Genomic DNA, 20,448 nt, shown 5'->3' with positions numbered 1-20,448 from the left:
ACACGATGGCAGACAACAACCAAGAGAAGAAATTTGCGACGAAGCTGATTCATTTCGGCTCTGAAATAGACGAAACGACAGGTGCCTCTAGCGTTCCGATCTATCAGGCATCGACGTTCCATCATCATGATATTCATAACCCGCCGACGCATGATTACAGCCGTTCCGGCAACCCGACGCGTCAAGCGCTTGAGGATTATATCACGCTGCTCGAAGGCGGCGTGCGCGGCTTTGCGTTCGCTTCCGGCATGGCGGCAATCTCGACGGCGTTCTTGCTCTTCTCCACAGGAGATCACGTCATCGTGACAGAAGACGTATACGGCGGCACGTACCGCTTGCTGACGACGGTGTTGAACCGCCTCGGCATTGAATCGACATTCGTAGACATGACGAATTTCGAAGCGGTGAAGGCTGCGCTGAAGCCGAATACGAAGGCGGTCTTCATTGAGACGCCGTCGAATCCGACGCTTAAGATTACGGATATCGCTACAATTGCAGCATGGGCGAAAGAGAATGAGCTCATTTCGCTGCTCGATAATACGTTCATGACGCCGTACCATCAGCGTCCGATCGAGCTTGGCGTAGACATCGTGCTGCACAGCGCGACGAAGTTCCTCGGCGGCCACAGCGACGTGCTCGCAGGACTTGCCGTTGTCGCAACGGAAAGCCTTGGCAAGCGGCTGAAGCAGCTTCAGAACGGGCTGGGCACCGTCCTCGGCGCGCAGGAGTCATGGCTCTTGATGCGCGGCATGAAGACGCTGCAAGCGCGTATGGAGCACAGCGAGAAGAGCGCGCGCAAGCTGGCGGAGTGGCTCGAAAGCCGCTCGGATATTACCCGCGTCTTCTACCCTGGGCTTAAGGATCATCCAGGACGCGAAATTCATGAGAAGCAGTCCAAAGGCTATGGCGCTGTCGTTTCCTTCGACGTTGGTGACGGGGACCGTGCGAAAGCGGTATTGAACCGTGTGACGCTGCCGCTCGTTGCGGTAAGTCTTGGCGCTGTTGAAAGTATTTTGTCATACCCGGCGATGATGTCGCATGCGGCAATGCCGCGTGAAGTACGCCATGAACGCGGAATTACGGACGGCTTGCTGCGGTATTCGGTCGGTCTCGAAGATATTGACGATCTCATTGCAGATCTCGAACAAGCGCTCAAAGGCTAATTTAAGCGCAAATAGAGCGATACGCGGCAGTCCTAGCGGACTAGCCGCGTTTTTCGCCGTTTAGGCTTGGCTTTACGCGGGCAGTCGCGAAATGACGTAAGTGAATCGTTTGTGGTAGTATAAGTTGAAACCTTACTGGGTACGGAAAAAGTGAAAAGTGGATAGAGAAGGAGGTCTCCCTCGTGCAACAAGTAGATCGTATTTTAGACAGGGCACTGCAAGGAGAACGACTCGGGCTCGAAGACGTAGTAACGCTATTTGAATCCGAGGAAATTGAGAAAATGGGCCATGTGGCGAATCAGCTGATGCTAAGGCATCATCCTGATCCGATCACGACATTCGTAGTAGGACGCAACATTAACTATACAAACGTATGTGACGTGTATTGCCGTTTCTGCGCTTTCTATCGCGCTCCGGGATCGGCGGAAGGCTACGTGCTGCCGGATGAGGTGATCTTGCAGAAGATCAAAGAAACGATGGACGTTGGCGGTACGGAAATTCTGATGCAAGGCGGCGTGAACCCGAACCTGCCGTTCACGTACTACACGGATCTGCTGCGCAAGATCAAGCAGCATTATCCAGGCATTACGATGCATTCCTTCTCCCCTGCGGAGATTCATAAGATGGTAGCTGTATCTGATGGTTTAACATTGGAACAGGTCATGCGCGAACTGAACCAAGCAGGCCTTGACTCGCTTCCAGGCGGCGGCGGTGAAATTCTCGATGACCGGACAAGACGGAAGATCAGCCGTCTGAAGGGTTCTTGGACCGACTGGATGGATGTCATGAAGACGGCTCACCGTGTCGGCATGAACACGACGGCGACGATGGTTATCGGCTTCGGCGAGGAAATGGAAGAGCGAGCGCTTCACCTTCTCCGTGTACGTGATGCGCAGGATGAGTGCATTGCGAATGGTTACAACTCCAAGGGCTTCCTCGCGTTCATTCCGTGGACATTCCAACCGGAGAATACGAACATGAAGCGGGAGAAAGCGACGCCTGAGGAGTACTTGAAGACGCTCGCGATCAGCCGCATTACGCTCGATAATATTGATAACTTCCAATCGTCGTGGGTAACGATGGGACCAGAGGTTGGTAAGTTGTCGTTGTCTTACGGCTGCAATGACTTCGGCAGCACGATGATTGAAGAGAACGTCGTGTCGGCAGCGGGCACGACGCATAAAGTAAACATCGAATCCATTCTTCGCCTTATTCGCGAAACAGGCAAAATTCCTGCTCAGCGCAATACGAAGTATGACATCCTCAAAGTGTACAGCGAGTCCGAGCACGCAGCGAACGACTTCGTGATGCAGAACTAATGGAATAAATAATGAAAAGCTTCCCCGGCCGGGGAAGCTTTTTTTATGTTTGATAGCTATTAAGCGAGCTGACTCTCGCCGGTCTCATGCGGCGGGTCTGCCGAGATGACCGTGCGATTCTTGCCGCTGTTCTTCGCTTTATAGAGCGCGGTATCGACTCGATTGAAGAAGTGTTCTTTGCCTTCGCCGGTCGTATATTCAGCGAAGCCGACGCTGACTGTAATCGGCTCGCCGCCGAGCGATTGCTGCGGCAGCTTGGATAAAGATTCACGGATAAGCTCGACGACAGTTAGCGATTCTTTGCTCGATTGATCCGTAAACAGGACGGCAAACTCCTCGCCTCCGTAACGGGCGACGAAGTCGTTCACGCGCGACTTGCTCCGGAGGAGCTCCGATACGGACCTTAGAATGGCATCGGCGGCACGATGGCCGTACCTGTCATTCACATGCTTGAAGTTGTCGATATCGATAATGGCCAGCTGCAGTGCGAGGCCGTAGCGTTCGTGCTGATCGATCAGCTTCTCGAAAAACTCATGAAAGGTCATATGGTTGTACAGACCGGTTAGCGCGTCGGTCTTGGCGAGCTTGTCCATCCAGATCGTCTTGACGAGCAGCTCCTGATTCCGTTCGAAATTAGATTTCAGATGGCTGAGCAGCTCCATGCCGCGGCTTTGAATCCCCCATGCGATGAGGGTGAAGGCGCAGAACATGACTGTAATCGTGATGAGACCGACAATTGAAATGTCGTTATTGGCGAAGTAATTCGTGCCATACATGATGTACATCGATGCTAATGTATTACAAAGAGCGAAGAGCAGCTTCTTGATTTGAAAGTAGAAGATGGACACCATAATGGGCAAAAACAACGCCAGTATCAAGTAATTGATGGAGTTGTGGATATAAACGATTGTGAAGGCGATCAACGTTGAAGTTAGGATGACGATATAATCCTGATATCGTCCGTTATATAAACGAAGCCCGAGCTCGGCCATGAGCAGAATGCCAAGCAGCAGCGCGGATGGTCTGACCATATATTCAATGATGAATTGCATTGTTGGTAATTCTGAGACGGTGCAGTACAAGCTTTCAAGAATGATCGTAATGACGAGAATGGACCAGAAGCCATTCAGCAGCATACGATTCCAACGGTATCTATTGTAATTAATTGACTCGTAATCCATAGGTTTCACTCCGGCTTTTGCAGCTTCATTTGGAAATAAATATACCACGATTCCCCTTTCATTCCAATCCCTATCCAGTGCAGGTAGAGCCTACATCGTATATATGCTTTTGCTGAGCCATATACTGTTAAGGAAGCTCGCAAAAGCTTACTCGCAGCCCTTCAAGCTCCAATATTGCCGTTAGTATGAGCGGCTCAATAGATGCGATTTCGTCCCTTGACCAGTCTTCTACAGACAATCTACAGACAATGTTTCCCTGTTTCCTGCTTCCGATTTCATCGCTAAAAAAGTTAGGAGTGTGCTTATGGAACTCTTTACTGTTACTTTGCTTTCGGCTTCAAATGAAGCGATTGATCTGTTGCATCAATGTATGAGTGAACAATTCGCCGGCTTACATAACAATAGCAATACCAAGTTAGATGCTGTGCGCCTTACAAGGCCCGAATATGAAACCATGGAGATCCAATGCCATGCTCAGCTGCCTATGTTCAATTTGGCTGTAGACGGTCCGGTAGTTTATCGGGAAGCAGCAGTCGCCATCGGACATTTCATCATGCAAGAGCTGGAGCCGATGCTGCTTAAGGCCATTATTCGCAAGCAGTTCCATTATGAAGAGAGCAAGGAGATCGAGCTGCTTGAGCGGTATTGTCAAAATATACTGTATGGCGCTCAAGTGCCTGCCGTTCAAGCCGATGATACCGACACTGCAATGCTGAGGACGGATCGAGAGCGGCGTTTAAACAAAGTTTCCGAAGAGGTGGAGCAGTTCCTCATTAGCAATACCCGGATTCACCTTGACGGCTTCGTCACCTTCCGCTTAGCTCCGTATTGGCAAGAGCTCAAGGAAGTCGTCGCTTATGCCGTCGATGAATATGTAATGGATAAGCAATATCAGGAGTTTATTTCGCTGCTGAAATATTTTGTCCGGATGCAGGAAGTGAAGCTGCCGATCGTCCATGTGCTGCATAAGGGCGGCAGTGACTTTGTACTTTATGACCACGAGTTCCAGCTGCTCGATACCGTTCCGGCGGACCGAATCGTTGCGGAGATGCTTGAGTCCGAGATGAACATGGAAGATATGATCGTGAGCACGCTCATTACGGTGTCGCCGCAGCAGATCGTTATCCACACTCGCCAGCCAGAGCTTCCGGTAATGCGCACGCTGGAGACGATATTTGAACATAGGGTGAGACTGTGCTGCACCTGCGGGCACTGCAACCTCTATTTTGACGAGCAAGGTCAACCTATTGCCGGTATGACTGAGAATGCCAAGGAGAAACGCGTTCGCAATGTTATTCCGTGAGTTAGTAAGACACTGGACTGGGCTTGACGAAGGCTTAAGCGACGCATTATAATAATTCACATGTAAAAGCATTGACAAAGACATGTATCGCTTGCCCGCACGTCCCAGAGAGAGGAAACATTGGCTGAAATTTCCTTATGCTGCAGTAGCGATATACCCCTTTGTAGCTGTGCTGTTGAACCCGCTCTCTTGACACAAGGATGAACGGTAGTAAGCTGCGCCGGGCTGTTCCCGTTACAGAACATCTACAAGGATCGGCGGCTTGAGGCAATGAAGCGCTGATTGAACTAGGGTGGAACCACGGGTCTATGACAAGCACTCGTCCCTTCGCGGGATGCGTGCTTTTTTTATTGGGCTGCAACCGCATTGATTGGTTAGAATGAAGCACAACCATGCGGTTTATAAGCACGCCGCGTAAAACAAGGAGGACATGTGAGATGGCAATTCAAGTAAAACTGCCGGACGGCGCAGTTCGCGAGTACGAGCAAGGCGCAACAATTGAAGATGTTGCAGGCTCGATCAGCACTGGACTGAGAAAGAACGCTATCGCAGGTAAAGTAGACGGTAAAGTGGTGGATGTCTATACACCGCTTGAGAACGATGCTGCCCTCGAGATCGTAACATTGGATTCCGCTGACGGTCTTGAAGTATACCGTCACAGTACAGCGCACTTGATGGCACAAGCGATCAAGCGTCTGTTTGGCGGCAACAACGTGAAGCTTGGTATCGGTCCTGTTATCGAAGATGGCTTCTACTATGATATCGATATGGAGCAATCGCTGACTCCTGAAGATCTTGTGAAGATCGAGAAGGAAATGGAGCGGATCATCAAAGAAGACTTGCCGATTCGCCGCCGTGTCGTTAGCCGTGAGGAAGCGATCGCAATTTTCACGGAGATCAATGATCCGCTCAAGCTGGAGCTGATCCGCGACCTGCCCGCTGAGGCGCAAATTACAATGTACGACCAAGGCGAGTTCTTCGACCTTTGCCGCGGACCGCATTTGCCGTCGACTGGCCGCATCAAAGCGTTCAAGCTGCTCAGCGTAGCCGGCGCATACTGGAGAGGCGATTCCAAGAACAAAATGCTGCAGCGTATCTACGGAACGGCGTTCCCTAAGAAAGCGCAGCTCGATGAGCATCTGCACTTCCTGGAGGAAGCGAAGAAGCGCGATCACCGTAAGCTCGGCCGCGAGCTGAAGATGTTTACGTTCTCCCGCGAAGTGGGTCAAGGCTTGCCGCTCTGGCTGCCGAACGGCGCGCGTCTGCGCAGAACGATGGAACGTTACATCGTAGACCTCGAGGAGCGTCTGGGCTACCAGCACGTATATACGCCGGTTCTTGCGAACGTTGAGTTATACAAAACGAGCGGTCACTGGGAGCACTACAGCGAGGACATGTTCCCTAAGATGGCGCTCGATAACGAGGAGCTAGTTCTTCGTCCAATGAACTGCCCTCACCATATGATGGTGTTCAAGAGCGATATGCGTTCGTACCGCGATCTGCCGATTCGTGTGGCGGAGCTTGGCACGATGCACCGTTATGAAATGTCCGGCGCGCTCACTGGCTTGCACCGTGTTCGTGCGATGACGCTGAACGATGCGCATATTTTCTGCCGTCCGGATCAAATCAAGGATGAGTTCGCGCGCGTTGTCAACTTGATCCGTCAAGTGTACGATGATTTCGGCATCAAGGATTACCGTTTCCGCTTGTCGTACCGCGATCCTAAGGATACAGAGAAGTACTTCCAGAACGACGAGATGTGGGAAATGTCCCAGCGTATGCTGCGTGAAGTTGTTGAAGAGCTGGGCTTGCCATTCTTCGAAGCAGAAGGCGAAGCGGCGTTCTACGGACCGAAGCTAGACGTGCAGATTAAGACAGCGCTTGGCAAAGAAGAGACGCTCTCGACTGCGCAGCTCGACTTCCTGCTTCCAGAGCGCTTCGAGCTTGAATACATCGGCGACGATGGCAAGAAGCACCGTCCTGTCGTTATCCACCGCGGCATTATCTCCACAATGGAGCGCATGACTGCGTTCTTGCTCGAGAACTTCGCAGGCGCATTCCCGCTTTGGCTCTCGCCAGTGCAAGCGAAGATCATTCCAGTATCGACAGCGTACGAAGGCTATGCGCGTGAGCTGGAAGAGAAGCTGCAGCTTGCAGGCATTCGCGTGGAGACAGATCTTCGCAACGAGAAGCTTGGTTACAAGATTCGTGAGGCTCAGCTGGAGAAGGCGCCTTACATGCTAGTTGTCGGCGAGAACGAGATGCAGTCCGAGTCCGTATCGGTTCGTAAGCGCGGCGAAGGCGACCTTGGCTCGAAGCCGGTTGCTGAGCTGATTGCACTGCTGCAAGCTGAGATTGCGAACAAAACCATATAATACAGCTTTACGGACGGCCTGCTGAAAGCGGCTGTCAGCGCATAAAGCTTGTCTCGCTGGGGCATCCTTCGTGAATAAGGAGGATAACAAACCAGATGATGACAAGCTTTTTGTCGTTTCAGCGCATCGTTGCAGCGGTGACAGCCATGATACTGATCATGACGCTGCTAATTGCAGAATGCACTGCAGCAGGCAGTCGAGGAGAAGCTCCCCAGCATAGAAAGCACAGCAAGCATGTGAATGAGCTTTCCGTACAAGTTGTAGCTACTGGCTATACAGCAGGTGTGGAATCCACGGGCAAGAAGCCGGGACATCCGCAATACGGCATTACGTATTCAGGTGTGCGGGTGCGGCGGGCTTTTGTATCTACGATTGCAGCTGATCCGAAGGTGTTTCCGATTGGAACGGTGCTTTATATACCCGGTTACGGATACGGCGTAGTAGCAGATACCGGTTCAGCGATTAAAGGGAAGAAGATTGATCTATATTTTGAAACGAGGAAGCAAGTATTCAAGCAATGGGGCAAAAAGAAGGTGACGGTACGCATCCTGAAGCGAGGCAACGGCAAGCTGACGACAGCTCGGCTGAACGCTCTTAATCAGGCGGTTACGGTCGACAAAACGATCCCGCGAGAGCTGCTTGAATCGTAATTTTATTCGTATACGACGAGCATAAACTTTTCCCTACATTGCAATAATAAGTGATGTACGGGGAGGTGAGCTGCGATGGCGAAAAATAAAAACAACAAAATGAATGCTGCCCAAACGAAATATAATGCTGAGTTTGCTTCTGAGAATAATGCAAGTGCAACTGGCGCAACAACAAAAGGGGCTTCTCAGAAAGCGGAGAAATAGGATATAAGCTTATTCCTTAACTGAAGAAGCGTAAAGAAGATAGAGGACCTGATGAGGGTCCTCTTTTCTTTTGATCGTTTACACTTGGAAAGATGTGGACTATACTATGGTATAATTCCTGACATCATTCAACAAAAAAGGTGGTTTTCAAGGTGCAAGCACTGCAGCGTATTTGGTCCAGAGGGTCTAAGACTACCCAGGCGAGCGTTGAGGAAGAGGGCGTATTGTCCCAGCTTATCAATGAATCGTTAGTTATTTCGGATCAGCTCACCGCTGCAGTGGAGGAAGTAAATCAGTCGATTAGCCAGCTTACAGACATCACAGATCAATCAGCAATTCGAGAAGGCGAGCTGCGAGGCTGCAGCGAGCGGGCCATGGAACGAATCGGTGAAACTTTCTCCACGCTGCAGGAGGTTGCCGCATCCGCTGAGCAAATTAGCGATACGGCGCAGCTTCTGGAAACGGAGAGCAAGGAAACGAAGGAAGTTGTAGTAGAAGTATGTCGTTCGCTCATGAACACGGACAAAGTGATGAATGAGCTGAAGCGGCAAAATGGCGAGATGGATTTGCATATTCGCGCACTCATTGAACAGACGTCACGCATTAATGAAATCAACAGCTTTATTCAAGAGATCGTCTCCCAAACCTCGCTGCTTGCCCTTAACGCTTCCATCGAAGCGGCGCATGCCGGCGAATACGGGCGCGGCTTCTCGGTCGTTGCGCAGCAGATCAAGAAGCTTGCGGAACAGAGCCATGAGGCGGTCAGACGCTCCAGCTCGCTAGTCGAGGAGATCGAGAATGGCGTGAAGCAGGTCGTCACTTCTGTATCGCTTGAGAAGTCCGCAGTTGAGGACGGCATCCAAGAGATGGCGCAGACGAAAGACCGGATGGATATGATCTTCAATCGAATCCAAGAGGTTGACCGGCTCGTCGGCAAGAGCAGTACGGCGAGCAAGCAGCAGACGGCTAGCATGACAGGCGCGACGGACATGCTGAAGGATGTTGTCGACGCGGTTTCACAGACGCTTGTAAGCGTAGATGTAACATTGGCGGACACGCATAAACAACGTAGGCAGATTAAGAAGCTGGACCGGATCAGCACGAATTTACATAAGTCATCGGATGAGCTGACCAAGGCGATTAACAAGGTTGGCGTTAAGAATGAAGTGAAGGACGCCAACATTAACGTGAGCGGCTCGATGCAGCAGCTGACGAGGCTGGCAACGGATACAGCGATCGGTTCGCTGGACGATGTGCTGCATCAAGCGCTGTTGGGTCAGCTGCTCAGTCAAATGCCGGAGATCGAAGCCATTTGGTCCAACAGAGATGACGGCTCGTTTATCTACTCGCAGCCGGAAGCGGGATTGCTGAATGCGAAGGGACGTCAGTGGTGGAGACAGGCGATGGAGGGCAAGTCCTTCACTTCGGAAGTCTACATCTCCGCGATTACGAAGAAGCCATGCCTGACGATCTCGGTACCGATTCGTGGTGCGGGCGGGCAGCTAATCGGAGTGCTGGGAGCAGACATTCGAGTCAAATAATGATCACATTTTCGCGCAAAAAAGATGTTTTCAAACGGGAACCGATCGTGTAAAATAAGTTATGTGATAATTTATAACACGGTGAAGGTAGGGGAGCTTACATGACAGAACCGATTACAAACATACCGACCTCACGTTTGAGACATCGTAAAGCAGCTGAAGTGATCCCGTTCCTGAACAGCTACATTGCCAAGCGTGAGCAGGAGATTACTGAGATCGAACAAATGGTGGAGCGCTATGAGAAGCGCCGCCTGCAAGAAGAGCGCGCTTATCTGTCTATGTCCACTCTGCGCCGTATGCTTTCCGGGAAGAAACCGGATCATCACTTGGCTGTTGAATACATCCACTATGTTAAACGTCCGATGGAGAAGGCTCGTGCACTTAGAGCTGAGGTCGAACAAGCGCGTGCCATCCTGGCTACAAATAACGAATCTGACATTATCGCAGTAACAAGCGAAATGGATGATGAATTGCAATAATACTTAACCGTCCGAAGTGGGGCGGTTTTTTTGTTTTTTTTGGATGAAAAAACGACCTCTCTTATATGCGGGGCACAATCTGCTCCACACAAAGAGAGGACGGAGCCTCTTTCTATATAACACGGATTACCTTCCAGTCTTCAGCTGCTCCAAATCAAGGAAGTCATGATCCTGATTGTAAGCTGGAACGCCATGAATACCGACATCGAGACCAACGAGCTCCTCGTCCTTAGATACGCGAACTGGCATGATGCGCTTGATTAACAAGAGCGCTCCCCATGTGAGCGTGAAGCCCCATGCGCTGACGACAACAAGTCCAAGTGCTTGTATGCCGAGCAAATGCAGGCCGCCGCCGTAGAACAAGCCGTAGTGGCCTTGGCCAACGCTCTTCGTCAGCTCTGGCATTGCGAACAGGCCGACAGCGAGTGTCCCAAGGCTGCCGCTCACGCCGTGTACCGCGAATGCGCCGACAGGATCGTCAATTCCTTTGCTCTCCATAAACTCGGTGGCGAGAACCATCGCGATGCCGCACACTATGCCGATTGTAATGGCTGCCGCGTCGGAGACGAATGCGCAGCCTGCCGTAATGCCGACGAGGCCAGCGAGCGAGCCGTTGATGACCATCGGCGGATCTGCCTTCTTATAGCGGAACATCGTGAACAGGATACACGTTGCGCCGCCTGCAGCCGCAGAGAGCATGGTCGTTACAGCGATATGGCCGATAGAGCCGTTCGTTGCGCTAAGCGTGCTGCCGGAGTTGAAGCCGAACCAGCCGAACCAAAGAATGAACGCGCCAACAGAGGCAAGCGGTAGGTTGGATGGCGGTACGATATTGCTTTTTCCTTCCGGTGTGAATTTGCCGATGCGCGGGCCGATGAAGATTGCCGCTGCCAATGCAGCAAAGCCGCCGAGTGCGTGAATGACTGCGGAGCCGGCGAAGTCGATCATGCCGAGCTTGCCAATCCAACCGCCGACGCCCCAAACCCAGTGACCGGCAACCGGATAGATAAGACCAGTCATTGCAATCGCGTATAAAATGTATGCTCTGAAATGGATCCGTTCTGCCACCGCGCCAGACACGATCGAGATGACCGCGATAACGAAGGCGCATTGGAAGAGCCAATAGGTATCATGCGAGATATTGACGACGATGTGGGAGAGATCTCCATTTAATAGGAAACCGGATGTGCCGATTAACCCGCCGGCATCTTTGCCGTACATAAGGCCAAAGCCGATGAAATAGAAGATTAATGCGCCGAAAGCGATATCAACAAACACTTTCATAATAATACTTACTGCGTTCTTCTGTCTGACGAAGCCTGCCTCCAGCAGCGCAAAGCCGCCTTCCATGAGTAGAATCATCGCAGCCGTCAAGACGACCCAGATCGTATCCAGCCCTTGGGACAGTGTGTTTACATCCATACTTGCTCATCTCCTGTTAAGATCGTCATGTTAGGTTTTGTCTCTTCATCCAATCCGAAACCCATTATATAAGGCTCGCGTCAATGATGTCAACGAACAGAGTTATGAGACCTGACATGAGATAGAATGGATTTCCAGATTCACTGCAGTGATTTATGTAAGCGCATTATCGTGCTCGGTCTGCAGACGTAGTCTCGGTCAATCGACAGACCCTTTTATGTCCATATCGCCTTCGGGTATACTTGGAGTACAAACCTTGCAAAAGCGATTGGGAGCTGGTGGTTGAGCATGCATAACTTTATTACGCGATTATTTTGGGGCCTCTTTATTATAGTAGTAGGCGTAGGGCTCATGCTAAGGCAGGCCGGCGTCATTGATTTCGACATTGGTATGGTCGCAGCGACGTATTGGCCAGCATTGCTGCTTGTACTTGGTGTACTTAACGTACTCAGTAAGTCATCGTTCCTCGGCTCTGCGGTGCTGATCATTGTCGGAGTCCTGTTTCTTGGTCGTAATTTAGATTGGTTCACTTGGTCCGTTCATGACCTATTGCAGTTTGGCGGGCCGCTTATCCTTATTCTTATTGGCTTACGAGTGATTTTTAAACCAAGGAAGAAGATTGTCGCTGATCAAGCTGCTCCAGAAGAGGAATGGAAGGCTTACAATTACAGCCAGCCTGAAGTGACGATTCCACCTGCGCCTCCGCTTCATCCGGATCCGACGAAGCAGATGAATCCTGAAGAAGCGGATTTGGATGTCATTCCGCCAGTGCCGCCTGCGCCATCCATTCCGTTCGGCCCGAGTGAGCCGCCTTCGGATAATATGGGATTTGAAGCTGTTAAGCCGCCGGTTGGGCCTGCTTATGGCTATGGTCCCGTCTTTGAGAAGATGGATAAGCATCAGCGGAAGCTGCTAAAGCATCAGGAGCAGGTCCATCGTTGGCATGAACGCGCCGAGAAGGTGCGGGCGCGCATGGAGCAGAATGCGCATCACCGGATGAGGCATCACCACCAGCATCACCACCGCAATGAACGCGTAGAATGGTGGAATCACGATCCAGGCGTACAGACGCGTTCGGGCTTTATCGGTGATATCTATCTCGGTCAGGATTATTGGGAGCTGAAGCCGATGAACATTTCGCATTTTATCGGCGACACGGTACTTGATTTGACGAAGGCGCAAATTCCGCCTGGCGAGACAATCGTCAATATCTCTTCTTTTATAGGCGATGTGAAAGTGTATTTGCCCAACGACTATGAGATCGGCGTACATGTTGTCTCCAGCGCATTCGTCGGCGATGTTGCCGTACTGGAGCATCGGGAGGGCGGTATCTTCAAGAACATGGACATTCAAACGCCGTATTTCCCGGATACGGACAAAAAAATAAAGCTGCACGTCAGCACCTTTATCGGCGATGTGCGTGTCACGAAAGTAGGTTGATGCGCGCATGATGGTAAGACTGTTCCGGAACAGCAAGTGGGATATGATTCTGCTGTTCCTTGCATCCTCTACGATCTCGGTGCTCACCTGGCAGCTGGGGGCGGAATTGACGGACGAAGGGCACAGCAAGCTGCTGTGGATCGGCGTAGCCGTCGTATTCCTGCTTATTAGCGCGGTGTTCGGCTATTGGGCTGCCCAGCGCATACAGCGCCAGATCGATCTGCTTGTGCTCGGACTCAAGCAAACCGCGCATGGCAACTACAGCACGCGGCTGCCAGAGGTGGGCCTGTTGACTCCGGCGTACCGCGAATTTAATGATATGCTCGAATCGCTCGATGAGAAGATGCAGTGGATTCAGAACTCTGGCGAGGAGCAGGTTATGCGCGAGACTGCTTCCAATGAAGCGGCAGTGCTGGAAGAGCGTCGCCGTTTGGCTCGCGATCTGCATGATACGGTCAGCCAGCAGCTATTCGCGATTCATATGTCAGCTTCCTCGCTGCCGAAGCTGCTCGAGCTGAATGCGGAGCGCGCCAGCGATGTGATGAATCAATTGATTTCGATGTCGTCGCTAGCCCAGAAGCAGATGCGAGGCTTCATTGCACAGCTGCGGCCGATGGAGCTGGAAGGCAGATCGCTCCAGGAGGCGCTTGATAAGTGGTTCCCGGATTACTGCCGCCAGAACGGCTTGCAAGGCGTGCTCGAATGGCGCGTCAAGGAGAAGCTGTCCGAAGCGAAGGAGCATCAGCTGTTCCTGATCGTACAGGAAGCGATGGCGAACATCGTGAAGCATGCCGGGGCACAGACCGCGCTGTTGACGGTTGCCGAGACCGAACGGCAAATTGTGATGACGTTGCAGGATGACGGTGCGGGATTCCGTGCGGATCAAGTGAAGCGGGGTTCATATGGATTGTCCACCATGAGGGAGCGGGCGAATAAGCTCGGCGGAGATGCCTCTATCATTAGTAAACCGGGGAGCGGCACACGCGTGCGCGTGACGCTGCCAAACTATATAAATAAAGGAGACGGTCTTACGCAATGAGTCAAACGAGCAGCTACAAAATAATGATTGTCGATGATCATGATATGGTGCGTGCGGGCTTGCGGACATACTTAATGCTAGAGCCTAAATTCGAAGTGGTAGCGGAAGCGGCTAACGGTCAAGAAGCGCTTGATATGCTGCGTTCCGGCATTGACGGAGGACCTCCGCAGCTTGTTCTGATGGATCTGATGATGCCGGTCTTGGATGGTGTTGAAGCGACTCGCCATTTAATGAAGGAATTTCCAGCGCTTAAGATCGTGATGCTGACCAGCTTCCTTGAAGATGAGAAGGTCGTAGCCGCAGTAGAAGCTGGCGCGGTCAGCTATGTTCTGAAGACTGTCTCGGCGGAAGAGCTCATCTATGCGCTGAGCGGCGCTGCGAAAGGTATGCCGGTGATGACGCATGATGTTTCGCAGGCGCTGACGCGAGGCTTGCGCCAGCGCAGCACGCAAGGCGCGGATGAAGGCTTGACCGACCGTGAGAAGGAAGTGCTGCTCTTGATCGCCGAGGGGATGTCCAATAAGGAAATCGCCGAAGAGCTGCATATCAGCATCAAGACGGTGAAGACGCATGTCAGCAACTTGCTGATGAAGTGCGAGCTTGAGGACCGGACGCAGCTAGCTGTCTTCGCCCATCGCAAAGGCTGGGTAAAGACGGGATAATGGACCGCAGCGGCGGGCATTCTAACGGTAAATAAGACCAGAGGAGTTGCCCTACCATGATCCCTTTAGATACAAAGCTGGAATCGAGCGAGAAGGAATTTGCGGAAGTTAGAGATACGCTGGAGGAGCATCAGTTTGCAGTCGGCGGCAATTGGGACTATGACCACGGTTACTTCGACCGCTTCCTGGATGATGAGCATAAAGTGTGGCTGCGGATGCCTTTTGACGTTATTAATGGCAATATCGACAGTGAAACGCAAGACTTGGATGCGAAGATCCGAATTGGAAAGCCTTTCGTGCTGAAGCATGTTTACAATGAAGGACTCGATAAAGAAGCACATCCGCGTACATTAGGAAGCTTGGTGGATCAGTTCCAGGAGCCGCTTGATCCCGATGCCGAGGTCGAGTCGAAATGGGTGACCATTGCTAAGAAAGTGCTCGATCAGGTCGAAGAAAAGCTGCTCCATTAAGAGAATACGAGAATTGGAATCGGGTTAGGCTGAAATTTATTAGCCAAGCCCGGTTTTTTTATGTTGCTTTATAACAATTTTAAGTTTGATTTAAGGTAGATTGTGCATGATAGAAACATGAAGAACAGCAAATAACATCCACCACAACCATGGGAAGCTTACTATTAAGCGATACGCTTTAGGAGGAGAAACAAAATGGACGATCAAAACAAGAAAAATGGTTATGATGAATTCTTTCAAGACCGCAGCAACGAAGAGAATCGCGATCAGGACCATTCGAATAATGAGCAAGAGGTGAAGCCGGCTCAAGCCGCATCTTCATCGGAAACCGAGAAATCATCATACTACTATTCGTATGGGCCTTTTAAATCAAATGGTGATAGTGCCGCTGAACCGCATAGTGGAGCGCAAGCTGATCCTTATGCAGCTGGTAGGCAGGACGGCGCGCATAGCTCGGTAGAAGTAACGCCGCCGCAGCAGATTCGTCAGTTCGCCCCTTCGCAATCCGCTTCAAGAAGCGGTTGGCAAGTGAAAGAAACACGCCGTTCTACCTTCAAAGCGATGTTCGCTTCATTCTTAGCCGGTGTCGTCGTCGTCGGATCGCTCATGTTTGTTTCTGATAAGCAGAACTGGTTCACATCTGATCAGGGGACAGTAACGCAAGCTTCACCTGATCAAGCGAAGACTGCTGTAGGCAACGCAGGTGACAACGGTTCGGTATCTACTGCGGCAGACGTCGTAAGGCCGAACAACATCGCACAGTTGTTCCAGAAAGCGAGCCCGGCGGTCGTGAAGATTGAGACGTTCACGAAGCAGCGTGCCAGCAATCAGAGCGGAAGCGGCATGGATTTCTTCAGCCAATTCTTCGGCGATGACTTCGGCGGTAACGGAGGCGGTCAAGATCAAGGCAACGGATCGAATGGCAATCAGAATCAGGGCAGCACAGAGCTGACACCTGAGGGCATCGGTACTGGCTTCTTCTTCGACTCATCAGGCTATATCCTAACGAACCAGCACGTTGTCGGCGACGCTGATGAAATTCAAGTTACGGTTCAAGGCTACAACAAGCCGCTCGTAGCGAAGAAGCTTGGCACAAGCTACAGCCTAGACCTTGCTGTGCTTAAAGTGGAAGGAACGAATTTCCCGACATTGCCAATCGGCAGCTCGGATAAGATTAATATCGGTGACTGGGTCGTTGCAATCGGCAACCCGTATGGCTTCGATCACACCGTTACTGTAGGCGTGCTGAGCTCCAAGGAGCGTCCAATTACGATTCCGGATGAGCAAGGCACACGTCAATATGAGCACTTGCTGCAAACAGACGCTTCCATTAACCCTGGTAACTCCGGCGGTCCATTGCTGAACTTGGCGGGCGAAGTTATCGGTATTAACACAGCGGTAAGCTCACAGGCGCAAGGTATAGGCTTCGCTATTCCGACAAGCACCATTCAGGAAGTACTTCAGGACCTGAAGGCGAACAAAGAAATTCCGAAAAAACCTGTTCCGTTCATCGGCGCGAACCTCGCGGAAATTACCGATGATATCGCTAAGGAGCTTGGTCTTACAAGCAAAGAAGGATCCATCGTATCGAGCGTGTTGTACAAATCGCCTGCATATATGGCTGATTTGAGACAGTATGATGTCATCATGGGTCTTGATGGTACGAAATATAAGAGTCGTGAAGATCTGATCGCAGCCATTCAGAAGAAGAGTGTCGACGATACGGTGACGCTGAACATTGTCCGCAATGGTGAGAAGATGGATCTGAAAGTGAAGGTCGGCAATAAGAACGAGTTTGAGCAGCAGCAGTAATATGAGGTAGATGGGTTCCATGTGGCGCATGCAGTCTTAATGACTGCCTGCGCCGCTTTTTTTGGACGATAGGCTTGAAGATAGACTTGTGGACAAGCTGTTTCATGGCAGCGAAATGTTGCGTTATAATAAAATCAACAATATTTGGTTAATTGATGATGGGGGAACGGTATGAGACAGCATATATTGGTAGTGGACGACGATGACAAGATTACTTCGCTTCTGCGCAGAAGCCTTGCCTTTGAAGGTTATGAGGTGACAACAGCAAGCAATGGCCTTGAAGGATTGAAGCAAATGCTCTCAAGCGACCCGGATTTGCTCATTGTAGACGTGATGATGCCACAGGTGGACGGCTGGGAAGTGGTAAGGCGGGTGCGTGAAGGCGGCAGCTCTGTGCCGGTCTTAATGCTGACGGCTAAGGATGAAATTCAAGACCGCGTGCGGGGACTCGACCTAGGGGCAGACGATTACTTGGTGAAGCCGTTTGCGCTGGAGGAACTGCTCGCTCGTACCCGCGCTCTGCTGCGTCGCAAGTCTGAGAAGCTTGAAGATGGCGGGTCTCGCCTGCAGTTTGAAGACTTGAAGCTGGATCTCGATTCACGGGAAGCAATCCGCGGCGGCCGTCGCTTTGAACTGACAGCTAAGGAATTCGATCTGCTTCAGCTCTTCATGCAGAACCCGCGCCGCGTGCTGACCCGTGATTCGATTATGGACAAAATCTGGGGCTTTGACTACAGCGGAGAATCCAATGTGCTGGAAGTCTATATTGCGATGCTTCGGCAGAAGACGGAAGACGGCACCGGCTCAAGGCTGATTCAGACGGTTCGCGGAACAGGGTATGTGCTGCGGGGCGAAGGAGGCTGAGTGCATCTATGTCGATCAGGCTGCGGCTTACATTATGGTACTCGGTCATTCTGGCTGTTACGCTCATCGCATTCGGCGTAGCGATCTATTTCTTCGTAGGCTACAACACGTATAAGGAAATGAAGGCGAAGATCGAGACGCAGGTGAATGCCATTAACATTACATCTACGCTGGATATGTTCGACAATTTCAAGGTATCGCCGTCCTCGATCTTTGCAGATGACGAGATTTACATTCAAGTGATCAATTATAAGAAAGGCGTCGTGCAGACAACGCAAAATCTGCGCCGCCTCGATATGCTGCTGCCATACCCGGAACAGAAGAAAGTGACCGAAAGCGATGAAGGATTTCAGGAGCTGCAGGTCGACCAATATCCGTTTCTGACTTATCAGCATCTGTTGAAGCAGAACGGTGAAGTGTTCGGAATGCTTCAGGTTGCGGCGTATTCCGGCCGGGAAGATAAGTTTCTTAACGAGCTTCGCACAACGCTCATCTTCTCGCTTATCGTTGTCGTGCTTATCGCCTTTACGATTGGCTTATTTCTGGCGCGCCAAGCGCTGCGCCCAATCGAGAATGTTATTCGTGCCAGCAATCAGATTGATAACGGGTCTGATCTAAGTATGCGGATTCCGCATTCCGGTCCGAAAGATGAACTGGGCCGATTAACGGATACGCTGAACGGCATGCTCGGCAGAATCGAGACGACTTATAATGAGCTTGATGACGCGTACAAGGCGCAGCGCCGGTTCGTTTCCGATGCTTCGCATGAGCTGCGTACGCCCTTGACGACGATCCGCGGCAACATCGAGTTGCTGGAGCGGATGTGGCTGCCTGCGCTTGGAGCGGGAACGGAGCAAGAAGGCAGTTCGCAAGCGCAATTGAGCGATAAGGAGCGTCAGCGTGTCATGCTGACAAGGGAAGCGATGGGCGACATTGCCGGCGAGGCGAAGCGGATGTCGAGTCTTGTGAACGATCTGCTAGCGCTTGCCCGCGCAGATGCAGGCTATGAAATGGAGAAGAGCGTGCAGCCCCTGCTGCCGCTCGTCGAGGATGTTGCCCGTAAGGCGCAGCTGCTTCCAAGAAATGCTGAATGGAGAATTGGGAACCTAAGCGCTATTGCAAACGTAGAAGTAGATGCACACGCGGATTTTTTGCGTCAGCTGTTCTTTATTTTCGTTGAGAATGCGTTCAAATACACGCCAAGCGGCTATGTTGAGCTTCGCGCCGCCCGTTCCGGCAACCAGGCAGGCGTCATTATTAAAGATACTGGCATCGGAATGGCGAGTGAAGAAGTGCCTCATATCTTTGAACGATTCTATCGTGCGGACGAATCGCGCGGTCAGACGAGCGGTACGGGGCTCGGGTTATCCATTGCCAAGTGGATTATTGATGAGCATGGCGGTTCCGTCGAGGTGTCGACACGCGAGGGAGAAGGGACTACGTTTATCGTCTGGCTCCCAGTTGCTTTCCACGAGAAGATCAATGAAGTATAATAGCCTGAGGTTAGTACTTTAGAATCGTATGGTTTCATGTAGAAAGCAGGGGACGCAAGGTATGGAAATTGTAAAAATCTCTCCGCGCGGTTATTGCTATGGCGTAGTAGATGCAATGGTGCTGGCGCTGCAAACCGCAAAAAATTTAGAATTACCGCGACCGATCTATATTTTGGGCATGATCGTTCATAATAGTCATGTAACGGAAGCGTTTAAGGAAGCAGGCGTCATTACGCTGGACGGCGAGAACCGGCTTGAAATTCTTGATCAGATTACAAGCGGCACCGTCATCTTCACGGCACATGGCGTATCGCCCGAAGTGCGAAAGCGTGCCAAGGATAAAGGCCTCACGCTAGTCGATGCGACTTGCCCGGATGTAACGAAGACGCATGACCTCATTCGCGAGAAGGTAGCGGAAGGTTATGAAGTGATCTATATCGGGAAGAAAGGCCATCCGGAGCCGGAAGGCGCGATCGGCATTGCGCCGGAGCATGTCCATTTGATTGAGCGTTCAGAGGAGATCGACCAGCTTCAGCTTAGCGCTGAACGCATTATTATTACGAATCAAACGACGATGTCCCAATGGGATATTAAACATTTGATCAGCAAGCTGATAGCAAAATTCCCATCGGCAGAAATTCATAATGAAATATGTTTGGCGACACAGGTGCGGCAGGAAGCTGTAGCTGAGCAAGCTGGTCAAGCCGAGCTTACCATTGTCGTTGGAGATCCGAGAAGCAACAACTCCAACCGGCTCGCGCAAGTGTCGGAAGAAATAGCTGGCGTACCGGCTTACCGGGTTTCGGATGTTTCAGAAATCGACTTGGAGTGGCTGAAAGGCAAGAAACGTGTAGCTGTCACCTCAGGTGCATCTACGCCGACTCCGCTTACAAAGGAAGTTATCGCTTACCTGGAGCAATTTGACGAGGCGAAGCCTGAAACTTGGGAGGCACAGCGTACGGTTAATTTGAATAAATTGCTACCTACAGTTCGAGTGAAATCGTCCTTGTAAGTGAAAGGAGCGCATCTAA

18 protein-coding genes are annotated in these 20,448 nt (G+C 51.3%); 16 read left to right on the top strand and 2 right to left on the bottom strand.

Annotation, left to right across the window (positions count from 1 at the left end; all coding sequences use genetic code 11):
* Positions 1-5: 5 nt before the first annotated feature.
* Together AC0LWF_RS05935 and mqnC are read left to right on the top strand one after the other, a co-directional pair.
* Entirely contained in the window at positions 6-1,163 is a 1,158-nt protein-coding gene (locus tag AC0LWF_RS05935) for a trans-sulfuration enzyme family protein (RefSeq protein ID WP_474650640.1), read from the top strand.
* A gap of 182 nt (positions 1,164-1,345) precedes the next feature.
* Positions 1,346-2,482 (top strand): cyclic dehypoxanthinyl futalosine synthase, encoded by a 1,137-nt coding sequence (gene mqnC, locus AC0LWF_RS05930; protein ID WP_474650639.1) that lies wholly within the window; start codon positions 1,346-1,348, stop codon positions 2,480-2,482.
* Between the two features lie 59 nt (positions 2,483-2,541).
* On the opposite strand, the gene AC0LWF_RS05925 is transcribed toward mqnC, so the two are convergent.
* Complete coding sequence (locus tag AC0LWF_RS05925; RefSeq protein WP_474650638.1) at positions 2,542-3,663, bottom strand: GGDEF domain-containing protein; 1,122 nt, start codon at positions 3,661-3,663, stop codon at positions 2,542-2,544.
* Positions 3,664-3,967: 304 nt separating this feature from the next.
* Here AC0LWF_RS05925 and AC0LWF_RS05920 point away from each other — a divergent pair, with 304 nt between their 5' ends.
* From AC0LWF_RS05920 to AC0LWF_RS05895, 6 genes are all read left to right on the top strand, one after another.
* Positions 3,968-4,966 carry a putative sporulation protein YtxC gene (locus tag AC0LWF_RS05920; RefSeq protein WP_474650637.1) on the top strand — a complete coding sequence of 333 codons (999 nt, stop codon included), beginning with the start codon at positions 3,968-3,970 and terminating at the stop codon, positions 4,964-4,966.
* Between the two features lie 437 nt (positions 4,967-5,403).
* The gene (gene thrS, locus AC0LWF_RS05915) at positions 5,404-7,341 is read left to right on the top strand and encodes a threonine--tRNA ligase (RefSeq protein WP_474650636.1); all 1,938 of its coding nucleotides are present in this window, start codon (positions 5,404-5,406) and stop codon (positions 7,339-7,341) included.
* Between the two features lie 98 nt (positions 7,342-7,439).
* A complete protein-coding gene (locus AC0LWF_RS05910) occupies positions 7,440-7,991 on the top strand; it encodes a 3D domain-containing protein (protein WP_474651204.1) in 552 nt (183 codons plus the stop codon).
* A 75-nt stretch (positions 7,992-8,066) separates the two neighbouring features.
* Positions 8,067-8,195, top strand: a complete 129-nt coding sequence (locus tag AC0LWF_RS05905) for a hypothetical protein (RefSeq protein ID WP_474650635.1) — start codon at positions 8,067-8,069, stop codon at positions 8,193-8,195.
* Positions 8,196-8,347: 152 nt separating this feature from the next.
* The gene (locus tag AC0LWF_RS05900; protein WP_474650634.1) at positions 8,348-9,736 is read left to right on the top strand and encodes a methyl-accepting chemotaxis protein; all 1,389 of its coding nucleotides are present in this window, start codon (positions 8,348-8,350) and stop codon (positions 9,734-9,736) included.
* Positions 9,737-9,837: 101 nt separating this feature from the next.
* A complete protein-coding gene (locus AC0LWF_RS05895) occupies positions 9,838-10,215 on the top strand; it encodes a hypothetical protein (protein WP_474650633.1) in 378 nt (125 codons plus the stop codon).
* A gap of 126 nt (positions 10,216-10,341) precedes the next feature.
* Here AC0LWF_RS05895 and AC0LWF_RS05890 read toward each other — a convergent pair whose 3' ends face one another.
* On the bottom strand, positions 10,342-11,637 hold the full coding sequence (locus AC0LWF_RS05890) for an ammonium transporter (protein WP_474650632.1): 1,296 nt from the start codon (positions 11,635-11,637) through the stop codon (positions 10,342-10,344).
* A gap of 288 nt (positions 11,638-11,925) precedes the next feature.
* Here AC0LWF_RS05890 and liaF point away from each other — a divergent pair, with 288 nt between their 5' ends.
* The 8 genes from liaF (at position 11,926) to AC0LWF_RS05850 (ending at position 20,429) form a co-directional block, all read left to right on the top strand.
* The gene (liaF, locus tag AC0LWF_RS05885) at positions 11,926-13,077 is read left to right on the top strand and encodes a cell wall-active antibiotics response protein LiaF (RefSeq protein ID WP_474650631.1); all 1,152 of its coding nucleotides are present in this window, start codon (positions 11,926-11,928) and stop codon (positions 13,075-13,077) included.
* A gap of 7 nt (positions 13,078-13,084) precedes the next feature.
* Positions 13,085-14,116: a sensor histidine kinase gene (locus AC0LWF_RS05880; protein WP_474650630.1), complete on the top strand. Its 1,032-nt coding sequence runs from the start codon at positions 13,085-13,087 to the stop codon at positions 14,114-14,116.
* Complete coding sequence (locus AC0LWF_RS05875; RefSeq protein ID WP_474650629.1) at positions 14,113-14,778, top strand: response regulator transcription factor; 666 nt, start codon at positions 14,113-14,115, stop codon at positions 14,776-14,778. The genes AC0LWF_RS05880 and AC0LWF_RS05875 overlap by 4 nt, the downstream gene beginning before the upstream one ends.
* 56 nt (positions 14,779-14,834) lie before the next feature.
* Entirely contained in the window at positions 14,835-15,248 is a 414-nt protein-coding gene (locus tag AC0LWF_RS05870; RefSeq protein ID WP_474650628.1) for a YugN family protein, read from the top strand.
* Between the two features lie 195 nt (positions 15,249-15,443).
* Positions 15,444-17,060 (top strand): S1C family serine protease, encoded by a 1,617-nt coding sequence (locus AC0LWF_RS05865; RefSeq protein ID WP_474650627.1) that lies wholly within the window; start codon positions 15,444-15,446, stop codon positions 17,058-17,060.
* A gap of 171 nt (positions 17,061-17,231) precedes the next feature.
* Positions 17,232-17,924: a response regulator transcription factor gene (locus AC0LWF_RS05860; RefSeq protein WP_474650626.1), complete on the top strand. Its 693-nt coding sequence runs from the start codon at positions 17,232-17,234 to the stop codon at positions 17,922-17,924.
* A gap of 8 nt (positions 17,925-17,932) precedes the next feature.
* Positions 17,933-19,417 carry a sensor histidine kinase gene (locus tag AC0LWF_RS05855; RefSeq protein ID WP_474650625.1) on the top strand — a complete coding sequence of 495 codons (1,485 nt, stop codon included), beginning with the start codon at positions 17,933-17,935 and terminating at the stop codon, positions 19,415-19,417.
* Between the two features lie 61 nt (positions 19,418-19,478).
* The gene (locus AC0LWF_RS05850) at positions 19,479-20,429 is read left to right on the top strand and encodes a 4-hydroxy-3-methylbut-2-enyl diphosphate reductase (protein WP_474650624.1); all 951 of its coding nucleotides are present in this window, start codon (positions 19,479-19,481) and stop codon (positions 20,427-20,429) included.
* Positions 20,430-20,448 lie beyond the last annotated feature (19 nt).

It is taken from the genome of Paenibacillus sp. sgz302114 (assembly GCF_056120345.1).
Note: the sequence above shows the minus strand (reverse complement) of the source record. Positions and strands in the feature narration are given on the sequence as shown.

What these genes read in the sequence shown, in the direction of transcription:
- AC0LWF_RS05890 (WP_474650632.1), bottom strand. Translation starts at nt 11,637, where the DNA reads ATGGATGTAAACACACTGTCCCAAGGGCTGGATACGATCTGGGTCGTC.
- AC0LWF_RS05855 (WP_474650625.1), top strand. Translation starts at nt 17,933, where the DNA reads ATGTCGATCAGGCTGCGGCTTACATTATGGTACTCGGTCATTCTGGCT.
- AC0LWF_RS05850 (WP_474650624.1), top strand. Translation starts at nt 19,479, where the DNA reads ATGGAAATTGTAAAAATCTCTCCGCGCGGTTATTGCTATGGCGTAGTA.
- liaF (WP_474650631.1), top strand. Translation starts at nt 11,926, where the DNA reads ATGCATAACTTTATTACGCGATTATTTTGGGGCCTCTTTATTATAGTA.
- AC0LWF_RS05910 (WP_474651204.1), top strand. Translation starts at nt 7,440, where the DNA reads ATGACAAGCTTTTTGTCGTTTCAGCGCATCGTTGCAGCGGTGACAGCC.
- AC0LWF_RS05905 (WP_474650635.1), top strand. Translation starts at nt 8,067, where the DNA reads ATGGCGAAAAATAAAAACAACAAAATGAATGCTGCCCAAACGAAATAT.
- AC0LWF_RS05870 (WP_474650628.1), top strand. Translation starts at nt 14,835, where the DNA reads ATGATCCCTTTAGATACAAAGCTGGAATCGAGCGAGAAGGAATTTGCG.
- AC0LWF_RS05920 (WP_474650637.1), top strand. Translation starts at nt 3,968, where the DNA reads ATGGAACTCTTTACTGTTACTTTGCTTTCGGCTTCAAATGAAGCGATT.
- AC0LWF_RS05935 (WP_474650640.1), top strand. Translation starts at nt 6, where the DNA reads ATGGCAGACAACAACCAAGAGAAGAAATTTGCGACGAAGCTGATTCAT.
- AC0LWF_RS05925 (WP_474650638.1), bottom strand. Translation starts at nt 3,663, where the DNA reads ATGGATTACGAGTCAATTAATTACAATAGATACCGTTGGAATCGTATG.
- AC0LWF_RS05860 (WP_474650626.1), top strand. Translation starts at nt 17,232, where the DNA reads ATGAGACAGCATATATTGGTAGTGGACGACGATGACAAGATTACTTCG.
- AC0LWF_RS05880 (WP_474650630.1), top strand. Translation starts at nt 13,085, where the DNA reads ATGATGGTAAGACTGTTCCGGAACAGCAAGTGGGATATGATTCTGCTG.
- AC0LWF_RS05875 (WP_474650629.1), top strand. Translation starts at nt 14,113, where the DNA reads ATGAGTCAAACGAGCAGCTACAAAATAATGATTGTCGATGATCATGAT.
- thrS (WP_474650636.1), top strand. Translation starts at nt 5,404, where the DNA reads ATGGCAATTCAAGTAAAACTGCCGGACGGCGCAGTTCGCGAGTACGAG.
- AC0LWF_RS05865 (WP_474650627.1), top strand. Translation starts at nt 15,444, where the DNA reads ATGGACGATCAAAACAAGAAAAATGGTTATGATGAATTCTTTCAAGAC.
- AC0LWF_RS05895 (WP_474650633.1), top strand. Translation starts at nt 9,838, where the DNA reads ATGACAGAACCGATTACAAACATACCGACCTCACGTTTGAGACATCGT.